Origin of the sequence: Candidatus Pantoea floridensis (assembly GCF_900215435.1) — a bacterium.
GTDB classification, from domain to species: Bacteria; Pseudomonadota; Gammaproteobacteria; order Enterobacterales; family Enterobacteriaceae; genus Pantoea; species Pantoea floridensis.
In genome coordinates, this window is sequence record NZ_OCMY01000002.1 from 533,886 (window position 1) to 549,373 (window position 15,488).

The 15,488-nt window shown below is 53.7% G+C and carries 15 protein-coding genes and 1 pseudogene; 9 read left to right on the top strand and 7 right to left on the bottom strand.

What is annotated here, in order from left to right; genetic code table 11:
- The first annotated feature begins 213 nt into the window (after positions 1–213).
- Positions 214–921 carry a phage antirepressor KilAC domain-containing protein gene (locus CRO19_RS23080; RefSeq protein WP_176519238.1) on the top strand — a complete coding sequence of 236 codons (708 nt, stop codon included), beginning with the start codon at positions 214–216 and terminating at the stop codon, positions 919–921.
- Positions 922–960: 39 nt separating this feature from the next.
- Here CRO19_RS23080 and CRO19_RS23085 read toward each other — a convergent pair whose 3' ends face one another.
- From CRO19_RS23085 to CRO19_RS23095, 3 genes are all read right to left on the bottom strand, one after another.
- The gene (locus CRO19_RS23085) at positions 961–1,452 is read right to left on the bottom strand and encodes a GNAT family N-acetyltransferase (protein ID WP_097098160.1); all 492 of its coding nucleotides are present in this window, start codon (positions 1,450–1,452) and stop codon (positions 961–963) included.
- A gap of 130 nt (positions 1,453–1,582) precedes the next feature.
- Positions 1,583–2,608, bottom strand: a complete 1,026-nt coding sequence (locus CRO19_RS23090) for a Gfo/Idh/MocA family oxidoreductase (RefSeq protein ID WP_097098161.1) — start codon at positions 2,606–2,608, stop codon at positions 1,583–1,585.
- Between the two features lie 160 nt (positions 2,609–2,768).
- Positions 2,769–3,710: a 2-hydroxyacid dehydrogenase gene (locus CRO19_RS23095; RefSeq protein WP_097098162.1), complete on the bottom strand. Its 942-nt coding sequence runs from the start codon at positions 3,708–3,710 to the stop codon at positions 2,769–2,771.
- A gap of 232 nt (positions 3,711–3,942) precedes the next feature.
- Here CRO19_RS23095 and CRO19_RS23100 point away from each other — a divergent pair, with 232 nt between their 5' ends.
- The 5 genes from CRO19_RS23100 to crtB are packed head-to-tail and all read left to right on the top strand — an operon-like array spanning position 3,943 to position 9,713.
- Positions 3,943–4,848 (top strand): polyprenyl synthetase family protein, encoded by a 906-nt coding sequence (locus CRO19_RS23100; RefSeq protein WP_097098163.1) that lies wholly within the window; start codon positions 3,943–3,945, stop codon positions 4,846–4,848.
- Between the two features lie 14 nt (positions 4,849–4,862).
- Positions 4,863–6,140 (top strand): glycosyltransferase, encoded by a 1,278-nt coding sequence (locus CRO19_RS23105; protein WP_097098164.1) that lies wholly within the window; start codon positions 4,863–4,865, stop codon positions 6,138–6,140.
- Complete coding sequence (gene crtY / locus CRO19_RS23110; protein WP_097098165.1) at positions 6,140–7,306, top strand: lycopene beta-cyclase CrtY; 1,167 nt, start codon at positions 6,140–6,142, stop codon at positions 7,304–7,306. The genes CRO19_RS23105 and crtY overlap by 1 nt, the downstream gene beginning before the upstream one ends.
- Positions 7,306–8,787, top strand: a complete 1,482-nt coding sequence (locus CRO19_RS23115; RefSeq protein ID WP_097098166.1) for a phytoene desaturase — start codon at positions 7,306–7,308, stop codon at positions 8,785–8,787. The genes crtY and CRO19_RS23115 overlap by 1 nt, the downstream gene beginning before the upstream one ends.
- On the top strand, positions 8,784–9,713 hold the full coding sequence (gene crtB / locus CRO19_RS23120) for a 15-cis-phytoene synthase CrtB (RefSeq protein WP_097098167.1): 930 nt from the start codon (positions 8,784–8,786) through the stop codon (positions 9,711–9,713). The genes CRO19_RS23115 and crtB overlap by 4 nt, the downstream gene beginning before the upstream one ends.
- A gap of 557 nt (positions 9,714–10,270) precedes the next feature.
- On the opposite strand, the gene CRO19_RS23125 is transcribed toward crtB, so the two are convergent.
- Positions 10,271–10,804, bottom strand: coding sequence for a sterol desaturase family protein (locus CRO19_RS23125; protein WP_097098168.1), 534 nt, complete (start codon positions 10,802–10,804; stop codon positions 10,271–10,273).
- Positions 10,805–10,979: 175 nt separating this feature from the next.
- Between CRO19_RS23125 and CRO19_RS23130 the strand changes: the two are divergent.
- From CRO19_RS23130 to CRO19_RS23140, 3 genes and pseudogenes are all read left to right on the top strand, one after another.
- Positions 10,980–11,218 (top strand): annotated as a pseudogene (locus tag CRO19_RS23130) (type II toxin-antitoxin system CcdA family antitoxin).
- Positions 11,219–11,220: 2 nt separating this feature from the next.
- Positions 11,221–11,529 carry a CcdB family protein gene (locus CRO19_RS23135; RefSeq protein ID WP_097098170.1) on the top strand — a complete coding sequence of 103 codons (309 nt, stop codon included), beginning with the start codon at positions 11,221–11,223 and terminating at the stop codon, positions 11,527–11,529.
- A gap of 131 nt (positions 11,530–11,660) precedes the next feature.
- The gene (locus CRO19_RS23140; protein WP_097098171.1) at positions 11,661–12,851 is read left to right on the top strand and encodes an MFS transporter; all 1,191 of its coding nucleotides are present in this window, start codon (positions 11,661–11,663) and stop codon (positions 12,849–12,851) included.
- On the opposite strand, the gene CRO19_RS23145 is transcribed toward CRO19_RS23140, so the two are convergent.
- From CRO19_RS23145 to CRO19_RS23155, 3 genes are all read right to left on the bottom strand, one after another.
- A complete protein-coding gene (locus CRO19_RS23145) occupies positions 12,844–13,188 on the bottom strand; it encodes an ArsR/SmtB family transcription factor (protein ID WP_097098172.1) in 345 nt (114 codons plus the stop codon). The genes CRO19_RS23140 and CRO19_RS23145 overlap by 8 nt on opposite strands.
- A 95-nt stretch (positions 13,189–13,283) precedes the next feature.
- Complete coding sequence (locus CRO19_RS23150) at positions 13,284–14,225, bottom strand: sugar phosphate isomerase/epimerase family protein (RefSeq protein ID WP_097098173.1); 942 nt, start codon at positions 14,223–14,225, stop codon at positions 13,284–13,286.
- Between the two features lie 8 nt (positions 14,226–14,233).
- Positions 14,234–15,412, bottom strand: coding sequence for a Gfo/Idh/MocA family protein (locus CRO19_RS23155; protein ID WP_097098174.1), 1,179 nt, complete (start codon positions 15,410–15,412; stop codon positions 14,234–14,236).
- Positions 15,413–15,488 lie beyond the last annotated feature (76 nt).

A 15,488-nucleotide genomic window follows, 5' to 3' on the forward strand; every position in this document is an offset into this window, starting at 1 on the left:
GGCATCCATAACGACAATTTAATAAACCTGAAACGCGCCACTTTAAGAGAATACGCAGAGTGGAATAACGTGAACTGGCATTGATTTGTGCAACGCCACGCAAAACAGAACATCTTACGAAAACGGTTAAAATAAATACTGGATATAAAACCAGTATTCGGTATACTTATTCGACAGCCACACGGCTGAGTAAGTCTGCAAGAGGTGCGAATAATGATGATCTCAACGGAAAGTCTGTCTGCTCTGAATTCATCAATGATGATGAGCAGCCGCGAAATAGCCAGCGTTACGGGTATTACTCACGGTGAAGTGAAGCGTCTGATCAAAAGCCTGGAAACTGCCCAGCGTCTTTCTCAGCCCATCACGGTAAATCTTTATGAGCATCAGGGTGAAATGCGTCAGGAGTTTCATCTCAACAAGCGCGATTCATTATTAGCCGTTGCGCGGCTCTCTCCAGGGTTCACCGCAGAGTTACTCGATCTTTGGCAAAAACGGGAACAGTTTACGCATTTGCCTGATTTCACTAATCCAGCTGAAGCAGCCCGTGCGTGGGCCGAACAATTTGAGCAGCGACGAGCGGCTGAGCAGCAACTCGCACTGTCTGCGCCCAAAGCCGAGTTTTTTGACCGCTTTGTTGAAATCGAAGATTCGCTCGGCTTTCGCCAGTTGTGCAAGATGTTGAAAGTCAAGGAAACGGAATTTCGTGAGTTCTTGCTGGAGCGCAATATCATGTACCGCGAGAAAGGTTCACTGGCACCGCAGCAGCATCACCTCCAGGCGGGTTACTTTACGCTGCGTTCTGGACATGCTGAGAATCAGCACGCGTTTTCTCAAGCGCGTTTTACCGCTAAAGGGGTGAAATGGGTCGCCAGTTTATGGGCGGGACATCTGTCGTCGCTACCGAAAGGCGTTGCTGCGTGAGATAAGATTTGGGTCGCCATAATTCGGCGACCTGACACATTATAGTGTCATCAACATCTCATGCCACGCCATGCCGCCATGATCGGACGCGGACGGTTTAACGTACTGATAACCCATTTTCTTATACAGTTCGACATGATGGGTTTTGCACATTAAGTGAATGGTTTGCTTGTCCATTTGCTTCATCAGCTGGACAAAATGGCGCATCAGCAGCGTAGCGTAACCTTTGCCTTGATATGCTGGATCGAGCACCACCGACATGATCACCGCGTTAGGCGCAGCCGGATCGTGGCCGATTAGCGCTTTGAATTCCTCATCCGACATCACTACATCCCACGCGCAGCCGCCATTGATAAAACCGATGACCTTGCCCTCTGCTTCCAGGCACAGGAAACCTTGCGGATACTGCGCAATGCGAGTCGCTATTTTCTCGCGGGTTGCCGCTTCGTCTCCTTCGTAAGCTTCTGTTTCAATGGCATAACACCGATCCACATCCGTAAGATTCGCTTCTCTAAATACTAACGCCGACACAACTTACCTCACTGCTTTCACCACTAAATGACGGCCATTCTAGCAGGCTGAAATGCGTGGTGCGCGTAAATGCGCACCTTACTACCTAGGGTCGCCGTGCCTGGCGACCGATACAAATCATCGAGATGCGTTATGCGATCGTCACCACGCGATTCTCTCGCGCGCTGATAAACGCCGCATCCAGCACCGCCAACACTTCAATCGCTTGATCGGTCGTCACCGGCGGTTCGGTGCCGTTACGCACTGCATCAGCAAAGGCTTCATAATAAGCGTGATAGGCGCCCTGTTCAGATGGCACCGCTTCGTTGCCTTCGGCACGTTGCAAAACGCCCCAACGGTCGCGCTGCTCGTAACCCCATCCCGCCAAATCATCAGCGGGACGTTTACCCGCAAAAATCGCCTGCGCCTGCACATCACTGCCCTGCGACAAATAACTGCCCTTCTCGCCGTACAGCCGCAGTTCGCGGCATACCATGCGGTTGAGTTTGGTGGCGGAAACATAGGAATGCGTGCCGTTATGGTGGGTCAGCGTCAGCACGAAACTGGCATCCGTTGGTCCTTCTGGTAATTCAACAATATCCAATTGTGCATAGACCGATTTCACCGGCCCCATCAGCCAGATGGCTTGATCAACAATGTGGCTGCCCAAATCGCGCAGCAGGCCTCCGGTTTCACCGCCTTCCAGCGTCAGGGCATCATCGAAATCCATGCGATTATGCAAGCGCCAAAGTTTGCCAACGCGCTGTTCTTCAATCACTTTTTTCAGCGTCAGGATGTCAGCATCATAACGGCGGTTATGATAAACGCTCAGCACCACGCCTTTCGCACGCGCTGCAGCCGCCAGCTCGCGACCGGTTTTGGCATCCGGCGCGAAGGGTTTATCGGCGATCACCGCAACTCCCGCATCGATCGCTTCCAATACCAGCTCACGACGCGTCTGCGGTGGTGTAGTGATGGTGACGATATCCACACCCGCTGCCAGCATCTCTGTCAGGCTAGCGAAAATGGGCACATCGGGGAAATCCGCTTTCACTTTTGCAATAGTCGCAGGCGCACGAGCGACTATTCCTGCCAGCTCCAATCCCTGTGCTGCAACAATAAAGGGGGCGTGGAAATGTTTACCGCCGGTACCGTAACCCACAATGCCTATTTTCATGCTGCCTCCGTATGAGATAAAAGAATCGTTAACCGCCTTACCAATAACATATTAGTAACAAGTTAACGCGTTCATCCACGCAAAATTGGCATAAAAATATCATTTTTATAAAAAATGGCTTTACTGTGCCGCCGGTTTGCTCGGCAATCAAAGGTAAAATTTAGAGTGCGGTAATCATTTTCCCCTCGGAAAAATAATTGCGTAAATTTTCCAGTACATTACTCGTCATTTGCGCGCGGGTTTCATGCGTAGCGCTGGCAATGTGCGGTGTTAAAAGGACATTATCCAATTCACGCAGAGCGGGGTTAATCATCGGTTCATGTGGATAAACATCAAGTGCCGCACCTTTTATGGTTCCCTGTTGCAATGCGGTGATGAGATCGGCTTCATGGATGACTGTCCCGCGCGCAATGTTAATCAGCACACCTTCTTTACCAAGCGCTGTCAGCACTTTTGCATCAACTAATTGCAGATTTTCCGCGCTGCCTGGCAATGCCAGCACCAGAAAATCACTAAAGGCGGCGAGCTGCTCAATGTTGTCGCAGCGCTTGTAGCTTACGTCTTTAGCCGTGCGCGCGGTGTACGCAACCTGCATGCCAAAAGCTTCGGCACGGCGCGCGATGGCTAAGCCAATCGCGCCCAGCCCAGCTATTCCGATGCGCTTTCCACTGGCGCGGGTGGATAGTTCAACGCTGCTATTTTCCCATGCGCCAGCTTTCGCAAACTGATGATAGGCTACTAGATTACGAGAAAATGCCAGCATCAGCGTCAGCGCTAAATCCGCCACATCTTCAGTGAGAATATCGCGGGTGATACTCACCTGAATGCCGTGTTTTGCGGTGTAGTCAAGGTCAATACGATCGGTGCCAACGCCAAATACCGCAATCGCTTTACAGGCGGGCAGTTGTTCCAGAATTGCGGTTTCTACACCAATATCACCGCGCGTAACAATAGCCTTAATCGCGATGCCATGCTGTTGAATAAATCCTACGGGATCTTGCTGCTCATATAAGCGATGACAGTGAAAGTGCTGAGTGAGTTTTTCATCCAGCTGCGGCATTAGCGGCTGAATAATCAGGATGGCAGGTTGCGAATTCGTCATTATATTTTCCATCAGGTGCATTTATTTATCACCAGCCTAACGGAGTTATTTATGTTACGACGCAGTTGTTACTTTTTTCGCTAATAAGATCACGCAGTAAATGGCATTAAATTCTCATATTCATTGCGGTTAATTTCAGCCCTAATGCGCGGCACGCGCTGGCGAACTCCCCTTACGCAGTCTACGGTTAATCAAAAAAGTATAAAAATTTCACCAACCATGGATAGCCACTATGACCGCCCATGTCGACACCACAGCACACCAGGATAGCGAACTTCTTCAGCTGCAACAGATTTTACAGGCGCACCTTGAACATTTGTTGCCTGCTGGACAGCAAGCCGATCGCGTGCGAGCCGCTATGCGTGCCGGTACGCTGGCACAAGGTAAGCGCATTCGTCCTTTATTACTCATGCTGGCGGCGCGCGACATGGGTTGCGAGCTCACTCAACATGGCATTCTCGATCTCGCCTGTGCGGTGGAGATGGTACACGCGGCGTCTTTGATACTTGATGATATTCCCTCCATGGATAACGCGCAGATGCGACGTGGCCGCCCGACGGTGCATCGCGAGTTTGGTGAGAACGTGGCGATCCTGGCGGCTATCGCGCTGCTCAGTCGCGCCTTTGAAGTGATTGCGATTGCACCGGGTTTACCCGCGCTGCATAAATCTGAGGCGATTGCCGAACTCTCTTCCGCCGTTGGCTTGCAGGGCCTGGTACAAGGACAATTCCAGGATTTGCACAATGGTGCGCAAAGCCGAAGTCCGGAAGCCATTGCCCTCACCAATGAACTGAAAACCAGCGTGCTGTTTCGCGCCACGCTGCAAATGGCAGCGATTGCTGCGGACGCATCACCACAGATACGTCAGCGACTTAACTTTTTCGCTCAGGATTTAGGTCAAGCATTTCAGCTGCTCGACGATCTCGCCGATGGCTGCAAACTCACCGGCAAAGATATGCATCAAGACGAAGGTAAATCAACGCTGGTGCAGATGCTGGGTGCTGATGGCGCTGAACGGCGTCTGCGCGATCACCTCCGCAGCGCCGATGCGCATCTTGCCTGTGCCTGCGATCGTGGCATCGCTACCCGCCAATATATGCACGCCCTGTTTAACCAACAGCTGGCGATGTTCAACTGAGCGCGGATCCGCTGATGGGCCACTTTGCGGTGATTGCGCCTCCGCTTTATAGCCACTTTCATGCGTTGCAGGCGCTGGCACAAACGCTGCTGGCACGCGGGCATCGCATCACGTTTATTCAACAAGCCGATGCGCGCACTTTACTGAGCGATGAACGCATCGAATTTGTTACCGTCGGGCAGCAAACGCATCCGGCCGGCTCTCTGGCGCCGGTATTACATCGACTGGCCTCGCCGGGTGGCTTGTCGGTGTTTCGGGTAATAAAGGATTTGGCAGACTGTACCGATATGCTATGTCGCGAATTACCAGAGCTGCTAAAGGCACTGAAAGTTGACGGCGTGATCGCCGATGAGATGGAAGCTGCGGGCGGGCTGGTTGCGGAAGCGCTGCATCTGCCTTTTGTCTCTGTGGCCTGCGCCTTACCGGTTAATCGCGAAGCGGGCATTCCCCTCGCGGTGATGCCTTTCCGTTTTGCGCAGAATGAGAAAGCCTTAAAGCGTTTTCAGGCTAGCAGCGATATCTACGATCGCATCATGCATCGCCATGGCGAGGTCATTCTCAAACATGCCCGAGCGTTTGGCTTAACGGAACGGCGCGGTTTGCATCAATGTCTTTCGCCGCTGGCGCAAATCAGCCAGATGGTGCCTGCCTTTGATTTTCCACGTCAGCAGTTGCCGGACTGCTATCACGCCGTTGGGCCCTTACGCGAGCCGGTGTCAGTTGCACCGCTCAACGCGCCCTGGCCAGCGCTGCGTCAGCCGGTGGTATACGCCTCGCTCGGAACGCTACAAGGTCATCGCTTTCGCCTGTTTTTGCATCTGGCGCAGGCGTGCCGAAATCTGCGATTGTCATTAGTCATCGCACATTGCGGTGGTTTAAACATGCAGCAAACGCATCAACTTGAACTGGCCGGTGCTGCCTGGGTGACGGATTTTGTCGATCAACGCGCAGCGTTGCAGCACGCGCAGCTGTTTATTACTCATGCTGGATTAAACAGCGCGCTGGAAGCGCTGGCGTGCGGCACTCCGATGCTGGCACTGCCGATTGCTTTTGATCAGCCCGGCGTAGCGGCGCGGATTGAGTGGCACGGCGTTGGGTGCCGCGCATCGCGTTTCAGCGGAGTACATCGACTGGAACGGCATCTGCAAAAAGTGCTGGCAGACGACAGTTATACGTTACGTATGTCAGCGATTCAGGCGCAGTTGCAGCGCGCAGGCGGCTGCCAGCGTGCAGCAGAGATCGTTGAACAAGCGCTGTGCCAGCAGCACGTTGTGCTCGCGGAGGCAACCTGATGCAGACGCAATACGATGTGATTTTGGTGGGGGCCGGATTGGCGAACGGCCTGATCGCGCTCCGCCTGCGTCAGCTGCAACCCGAACTAAAATGCTTGCTGCTGGAGAGTCACGCACATCCGGCGGGGAATCATACCTGGTCCTTTCATCACAGCGATCTCACCGCTGAACAGTTGAGTTGGCTCGAACCGCTGATTTCGGTACGTTGGTCGGGTTATCAAGTGCGCTTCCCTGCGCTGCGTCGCACATTGAATGGGGCTTATGGTTCGATCTTCTCAGACGATTTTGCCCACAAGCTCGCTAGTGTAATGGGCGACGATCTATGGTGTAACGCGCCCGTCAGCCAGATGAGCCCTACGCAGGTGACGCTGGAAGATGGCCGCGAACTTCATGTGCAAGTTGTTATCGATGGCCGGGGATTGCAGCCTACACCGCACTTACAGCTCGGTTATCAGGTCTTTCTTGGCCAGGAGTGGCAGCTGGCGCAGCCGCACGGTTTACGACAACCGATACTGATGGATGCGACCGTCGATCAGCACGAAGGCTATCGTTTTGTTTACACGCTGCCGCTCAGCGCCGATCGCCTGCTCATTGAAGACACCTACTACGTCAATCAACCTACGCTGGCTGAAAACGCGACACGCCAACATATCGGCGACTATGCGCAGCAGCAAGGCTGGATGCTCAGCAGGCTGCTGCGTGAAGAGCATGGCGTATTACCCATCACATTAAGCGGCGATGTCGATCGATTCTGGCAGCAGCAGTGCGGCCAGCCCAGCAGCGGCCTGCGCGCCGGACTGTTTCACGCCACCACCGGTTATTCGTTGCCCTCCGCCGTAGCGCTGGCGGAGTTAATCGCAACCTTGTTGCCCACCGCGGCCGGCACTCTCAATCAGCACATTGAACGCTTCGCTCGTAATCAGTGGCGCGAGCAGCGCTTCTTTCGCCTGCTCAATCGCATGCTGTTTCTCGCCGGACCTCCTGAACAGCGCTGGCGTGTGATGCAGCGCTTTTATCGGCTCGATGCCGGATTAATTAGTCGCTTTTACGCCGGGCAACTGCGCCTGAGCGATAAAGCCCGAATTTTGTGCGGCAAGCCGCCGGTGCCACTCGGTGAAGCGCTGCGCGCGCTAATGATGACCTCAGCAACGCCAGGGAAGAAATAATGGAACGTACTTATGTGATTGGCGCAGGTTTTGGTGGGTTGGCGTTGGCGATTCGCCTGCAAGCAGCCGGCATCCCAACCACCCTACTGGAGCAGCGCGATAAACCAGGCGGACGCGCCTATGTCTTTGAGGATAAAGGTTTTATCTTCGATGCGGGGCCGACGGTAATCACCGATCCCAGCGCCATTGAAGAGTTGTTCACGCTGGCGGGAAAATCACTCAGCGATTACGTCGAGCTGATGCCCGTAACGCCCTTTTACCGCCTGTGTTGGGAAGACGGTAAACAGCTTGATTATGATAACAACCAGCCGCTGCTCGAGCAGCAGATCGCCACGTTCAACCCGCAGGATGTCGCTGGCTATCGCCAGTTTCTCGCCTATTCTCGCGAGGTGTTTCAAGAGGGCTATCTGAAACTTGGCACGGTGCCGTTTCTGCACTTCCGCGATATGCTGCGCGTCGCGCCGCAGCTGGGACGTTTACAGGCATGGCGCAGCGTTTACAGCATGGTGGCAAAATTTATTCAGGACGATCACCTGCGGCAGGCATTCTCCTTTCACTCATTACTGGTGGGCGGTAATCCTTTTGCAACATCATCGATTTATACCTTGATTCATGCGCTGGAGCGCGAATGGGGCGTGTGGTTTCCGCGTGGCGGCACCGGCGCGCTGGTTAGCGGTATGGCGCGGCTGTTTGAAGATCTGGGCGGCGAGTTGCTGCTGAATGCCGAAGTGAGTCAGCTGGAAACCCACGACGATCGCATTAGCGGTATTCAACTGAAGGACGGACGACGTTTTGCTGCGGCGGCGGTGGCCTCGAATGCAGATGTGGTTCACACCTACGACAGGCTATTGCATCATCATCCGCAGGCCCGCAAGCGCGCCGCATCGCTAAAACGTAAGCGTATGAGTAACTCTTTGTTTGTTCTCTATTTTGGCCTGAATCATCCTCATGAACAGCTCGCGCATCATACAGTCTGTTTTGGTCCGCGCTATCGCGAGTTAATAGATGAAATTTTCAACAGCCGTGAGCTGGCAGATGACTTTTCGCTTTATCTTCACGCACCTTGCAGCAGCGATCCCTCGCTTGCACCGCCGGGCTGCGGCAGTTTTTATGTGTTAGCGCCGGTGCCGCATCTCGGTACCGCTGATATCGACTGGCAACAGGAAGGACCGCGCTTGCGCGATCGAATTTTTGCTTATCTGGAGCAGCACTATATGCCGGGACTACGTCAGCAATTGGTGACACACAGGATGTTTACGCCGTTTGATTTTCGCGACACGCTGCATGCTCATCATGGCTCGGCGTTTTCGCTGGAGCCGATTTTGACGCAAAGTGCCTGGTTCCGTCCGCATAATCGTGATGCTGATATCAGCAATCTCTATTTAGTCGGCGCGGGCACCCATCCCGGTGCGGGCGTGCCGGGAGTCATCGGATCCGCCAAAGCCACCGCCCAGCTGATGCTGGAGGATAGCGCTAAATGAATCGACAGCCGCTGCTTGAGCAAGTCACGCAAACCATGGCCGTGGGATCGAAGAGTTTTGCTACCGCCGCAAAGTTATTTGATGCGCCAACGCGCCGCAGTACGCTGATGCTCTACGCCTGGTGTCGCCACTGCGACGATGTGATTGATGGGCAAACGCTTGGCGAAGCGGGCACGCAACACGCGGTAGAGGATGCGCAGGCGCGCATGCTTCATCTGCAGATCGAAACGCGCCGCGCCTACAGCGGTGCGCACATGGATGAACCGGCGTTTAAGGCGTTTCAGGAAGTGGCGATCATTCACCAGTTACCTCAGCAGCTGGCCTTTGATCATCTGGAAGGCTTCGCCATGGATGCGCGCGATGAACACTACGCAACCTTCGCGGACACGCTGCGTTACTGCTATCACGTTGCGGGTGTCGTCGGCTTAATGATGGCGCGCGTGATGGGCGTTCGCGATGAAGCGGTGCTGGATCATGCCTGCGATTTAGGTTTGGCCTTTCAGCTAACGAATATTGCGCGCGATATTGTCGAGGATGCTGAAAATGGTCGCTGTTATCTGCCGCAATCCTGGCTTGATGAAGCAGGATTAAATGGCGCTACGTTGAGCGCTCCACAGCACCGAACAGCCCTGGCAACGCTGGCTGCGCGTTTAGTGGCGGAAGCGGAACCTTATTATCAATCTGCGCGATCTGGCTTACCTGGATTGCCGCTGCGTTCGGCGTGGGCCATCGCTACCGCGCGCGGCGTTTATCGCGAAATTGGGGTGAAAGTCCAGCACGCTGGCGCGCATGCCTGGGATACACGCCAACGCACCAGCAAAGGAGAGAAGCTGGCTCTGCTGTTGAAAGGCGCAGGTATGGCGCTCACTTCGCGCGTGGCGCATCCTGAGCCGCGTCCGGCTGGTCTGTGGCAGCGTCCTCGTTGAGTTTGCGTCCATGGCGCTGGCGGCTATGCTCATTACCGAATTCATTCGGTTAAGGCTTTTTGCTTTGCGAAGATGACAAATTCCTTAAACGAAATTCAGAAATTTGTATTCTTTAAATAAGCGATAGCCTTGCCGTATAATTAAGCCAACGCACTGATGAATTTTTTCACTCGTATAAAGATATTTTTTTGCAAGGTTTCAATTTTTAATAAACCATAGATAGGGATCTAATAAAATGAGCAGGATGCTACAATGTTTTTTCAGATTTTCCATTTGGCTATTCCTTTCCTCCAGCATACCTCTCATTCTGATTATAACCGTTGGCTCTCTTTCCTATGATCGCTGGCCTGACCATGCATGGAATATCACTGCCGTATGTGCAGTCGTTATTTTCATAATTGACTTTATTATTGTGAAAAAATACTGGAAATGAAAATCTAACTTTGCCTTGAATGAACGAAAGCAATGTTAGATTTTCTTTGTGAAGAAGGTAAAAGATCGGAACCTAAAGTGAAGATGACGAGTATTTGCTGCTGAAAAAGTCGAGCACCGGCCAATCACTTTACGCGTGAATTTTTACGCGCCGCGTCCGGCTGGTCTGTGGCAGCGTCCTCGTTGATTTTGCGTCCATGGCGTTCGCGCAACGCGGCTTGCAGCTTGCTGAGTGGCGGTGCGTAAAGGAAGCCGAAGGAAACACAGCCTTCACGTCCACGTACCGCATGATGCATACGATGCGCCATGTATAAGCGCTTGAGATAGCCTTTGCGCGGAATGTAGCGGAAAGGCCAGCGTTGATGCACGAGTCCATCGTGCACCATAAAATAAAGCGCGCCGTAGGCCGTCATGCCCGCGCCAATCCACTGCAGCGGCCACAAGCCCTGCACGCCGACATAAATCAGTACAATCGCCAGCCCGGCAAACACCACCGCATACAGATCGTTAAGTTCAAACTTGCCGCTGTGCGGTTCATGATGCGACAAATGCCAGCCCCATCCCCAACCATGCATGATGTATTTATGCGAAAGCGCCGCGACGATTTCCATCACCACCACGGTTGCCAGCAAGATAAGCACGTTCCATAACCAGAGCATTGTTCGTCCATTTGTGGGAAAAGGGGAAATACTAAAGGTGGACGCGGATAGCGGATGGCGCAAGGTAAGATGATTGAGTTTTTCAGGTTTATAGGAGGCGCGCACTGAATTATCAGTAAACATCACACATACTCATCACGCATGTTTATACACGTGTACCGTACACGGGGAAATTATGCCATCTACATCTGTAAGACAAAAAAAACAGTCAGTGTGACACTTGAACCCACATTGCTTGAACAAGCGAGAGAAGCTGGCCTTAATCTATCAGCAATCCTCTCCCGAGCTTTGCAACATGAGATCCGAGCAACAGAAGCAGAAAGATGGAAGCGTGAAAATAGCGAAGATTTACAAGAGTTGAACCGCATCATCGAAGAGCATGGATTATTGTCGGATGAATACAGGACGTTTTAGCAATGCAATATTTCATTTATCGCAACACCAACAAGAATAGCGAATACCCTTTTTTGATAGATGCCCAAAGCGAGATTATCGGCGAGCTGGCCTCGCGAATCGTTATTCCACTTTATCCCGTTAATCTATTCAAAAAAAACCAAGTGAAGCGACTCAATCCGGTGATTAATGTTGAAGGTGAGGAATACTTAGTCATGACCCACGAAATGGCTAGCGTACGCGAATCACTTCCCGGCGATCAAGTTATGGATGCGCATGTTGATCGACAGCGCATTAAAGATTCGATTGATTTTATCTTCGATGGGTTCTGAGAACTTTACATCAGTACATCCCCTCGTTAGTATTGCCCTCCTTTCAGCGGCCTGCGCCGTTGCGTAAGCGTTAACGTCAACCAACGCACCATATGCAGACTTGGTCTGCCTCATTGCTATGGTGCGAAAAGATGACCCATACCGTTTTATCTGCGAATCCTGCCCTGCGTCGTTCTGGTTTTTTCCTGTTCTTGCTGCTGCTGACGGCGGCCAATTTGCGCACGCCGATTACGGCGGTGGGTCCGGTGCTGGAAAACATTCGTCTGACGTTTGGACTGAGCGCCAGCGCGGCAGGCGTGATTAACTTCTTACCGCTGCTGATGTTTGCCACCTTAGCGCCACCGGCTGCGTGGTTCGGCAATCGCTTTGGTCTGGAGCGCAGTTTGTGGGGCGCACTGCTGCTGATTACGCTGGGATCGGTGCTGCGCATTAGCGGCAGTGAAAATGCCTTATGGGCTGGCACCGTGATTCTCAGTTCCGGTATCGCTGCCGCCAATGTGCTTCTGCCGCCGCTGATCAAGCGTGATTTCACCGAGCACACCGCGCGTTATATTGGACTGTATGCGATGACGATGGCGATTACTGCCAGCATCGCTTCTGGCGTGGTGGTGCCGCTGGCAGAACTCAGTAGCGCAGGTTGGCGTCTATCGCTGGCGGTATGGCTGATGCCGGCCGTAATTGCGCTGCTCGCCTGGCTGCCGTATCTGAAAAAATCCGCTACTCAGAAAAAAGGCACAGCCAATGCCGTACCCACGCGATCGCCGTGGCGCGCCGCATTAGGTTGGCAGGTTTCCCTGTTTATGGCTTGTCAGTCGCTGGTGTTTTACACCTTAATTGGTTGGTTCACCCCTTTCGCACAGGACAGCGGCATTAGCCAACTGGAAGCTGGCGGCATGCTATTCGTTTATCAGGTAGTGGCGATCGTTTCGAATCTCGCCTGTATGAGCGCCCTGAAGAAAATGCGCGATCAGCGCGCGATGAGTTTCCTCGCGTCACTTGCCATCTTGCTGGCCGTGGCAGGATTGCTGGCTGCGCCAAATTACGCGCTGCTGTGGCTGATTCTGGCCGGGCTAGGCGCGGGAGCATCAATGGTGATTTGCCTGTCGCTGTTTAATCTGCGCACCGCGGATCATCTGCAGGCCGCGAAGTTATCGGGCATGGCGCAGTGCGTTGGCTATGGAGTGGCGGCACTCGGACCGTTGTGCTTTGGTCTGTTGCATGACATCAGCGGCAGCTGGCAGTGGCCACTGACGATGCTATTAGTGATTGCGGCTGTGCAGATAGTGGTGGCCACGCTGGCGGGCCGCGCGCGGGTTATTTAGGGTGGAACGCATTTAGCGTGGCGGTGGTGAGCGCATCTTGCTCAGTCGCACTCAACAACGAATCCAGCAATCCGGGAAAACGCGCATCCAGATCGTCGCGTCGCAGTGATAATAAATTTTCACGGCCAGAGGGTTTCTGCCAGATAATGCCGCCCTCGCGCAGTACGCGCCAGTGGTGAGTTAAGGTGGATTTCGATACGCCTTTCAGCAGCGATCCGCAGGTATGTTCACCGCCATCCGCCAGAATGCTGACCACGGTCATGCGCATTGGATTGCCCAATGCCGCCAGCACATTTTCCAGCCGAATCTCCTCGCGTGATGGATGATTCTCTCGCATTACCTGCCCCATTCATTCGTGTAAACACGAATTATCAGGGCATCGCCTCGCGATGTACAGAACACGGCGAGCGGTTACCCGCCGCGAACTGCACCTTACTGGCTAAGGGTTTGCTTGAGTGCTGCAATCGATGACGTAATTCCCGCATCCACCGACATGGTAAGATCTTCCATCTCCAGCGATACCCAATCGTTGTAGCCCACCATGCGCACCACCGAGAAGAACTCCTTCCACCACTGCAAATCCTGGCCGCAACCCACCGCAACATAGTTCCAGGCGCGGTTGGCAACGTCTTCCACCGGTTTGGTTTCCAGTAAGCCGTTAATGTTCACCAACCCACGTTCCAGCCGCACGTCCTTGCCGTGGCAGTGATGAATCGCCGGGCCGAGCGCACGCGCCGCAGCAATCGGATCTGCGCCCATCCACAAGAGATGGCTGGGATCGAGATTCAGCCCAACCATATCGCCCACCGCATTACGCAGACGGAACAACGTTTCCGGATTCCACACCAGCATCGAGCTGAAGTTTTCCAGCGCAAACTTCTCCACGCCGCTCTCTTTAGCGCGCGCCACCAGCCCTTGCCAATAGGGAATCGCCACTTCATTCCACTGATAATCGAGGCAGTTTTTCAGCGTGGGCGGCCAACTCACGGTGTAAGTGATCCAGTTGGGAATGGTGTCATGGGGGCTGGCTGGCGGGAGACCACTCATCATGACGATTTTTTTCACGCCCAGTTCACCGGCCAAGGCCAACGCGTTTTCCGTATCGCGCTTGTGCTTATTGCCCAGTTCGCCCGGGTCGAGCGGATTTCCCGACACATTCAGCGCCGCAATCGACATGCCGCGACTCTCCAGCGCCCTGAGTAGCTGTTGACGTTGCGTGGCGCTGCCCAGTAGCGTTTCAGTGCGCAGATGCGGTGCCGATGACCAGCCGCCGGTGGTCATCTCAACGCCATAAACGCCAAGCTCCAACAGTTTATCCAGCATTTGTTCAAACGGCAGATGACCCAGGCTATCGGTACAGAAAGAGAGTTTCATGGCATTCCTTATTCGTAATTAACCCAGCTCGCGCCGTTATCCGCAGACCGTACGCAGTTTTCGATCCAGCGCACCCCTTCGATCCCGGCGTTAATATCCGGGTAGATCAGGTTGTTGAGTGTCTGCTGATCACCGCGCTGCGTGGCGCTGATGGCGATAGCAAATTTGAGATAGATGTTGGCCCAGGATTCCGCCAGCCCTTCGGTGTGCAGCGCCCCGAGACGTTCATCTGCCAGGGCGCTTTCATGCAGATATGGCATGCCGTGATGCATGATCTGATTCGGCTGGCCCTGCACTTCATACTTCAGCTCGCCTGGGTTGTAATCGCTCCACTCCAGGCTAGCGCGTGATCCGATCACGCGAATGCTTTGGCTATCCATCGAACCGGCATTAATGGATGACGCCCACATGCGCCCGACTGCGCCGTTGTCGTAGTGCATCAACACCATGGCGTTATCTTCCAGCGGTGCTCGGGAAGGAATAAAGCTTTGGCGATCGCACAACAGCGATTTCACTTTCAGCTGCGGCAGCACCAGCTGCGAAATGTAGAAGGTGTGTGTAGAGATGTCGCCGAGCACGAATGAAGGCCCGGCGATTTTGGGATCGACGCGCCACTTTTGCGCTTCGCTGAACTTGTCGGCGCTATCATTAGCGCTAAAACCGTGGGTGTATTGCAGCTCAACCATGCGTACATCGCCGATTTCGCCATTGGCGATCATTGCGCGCATCTGCATCAGCAGCGGATGTCCGGAAAAACCGTAGGTGACACCGACGATCAACCCTTTCGCCGCCGCCAGCGCTTTGATTTCCTGCGCTTCGGCACGGGTGAAAAACAGCGGCTTCTCGCAAATCACGTGGATACCGGCATTCAGTGCCGCTTTAGCGATCTCAAAATGGGTGCCGTTTGGCGTGGCAACGGACACTACTTCCACGCCATCCTCCCGCTTCGCCTCTTCGACCAGCAGCTGCTGATAAGTGTCATAGTAGCGTTCTGCCGCCAGGCCGAGATTGATGCCGAAATCGCGTCCGCGCTCGGCATCAATATCAAACGCGCTGGCCACCATTTGATAAGCGGTATTATCTCGCAGCGCACCGGAACGGTGTTTATAGCCAACCTGGCTCAAACGACCGCCGCCGATCATGGCCCAGCGTAGTGGACGTGGGATACTCTTTTCACCGTTGAGCATAGCAACTCCTTTTTGCACCCGGGTGCAATTTGAAATAAAGTAAGATGGAAGGATATCTATTCTCGCCAATGCCAGA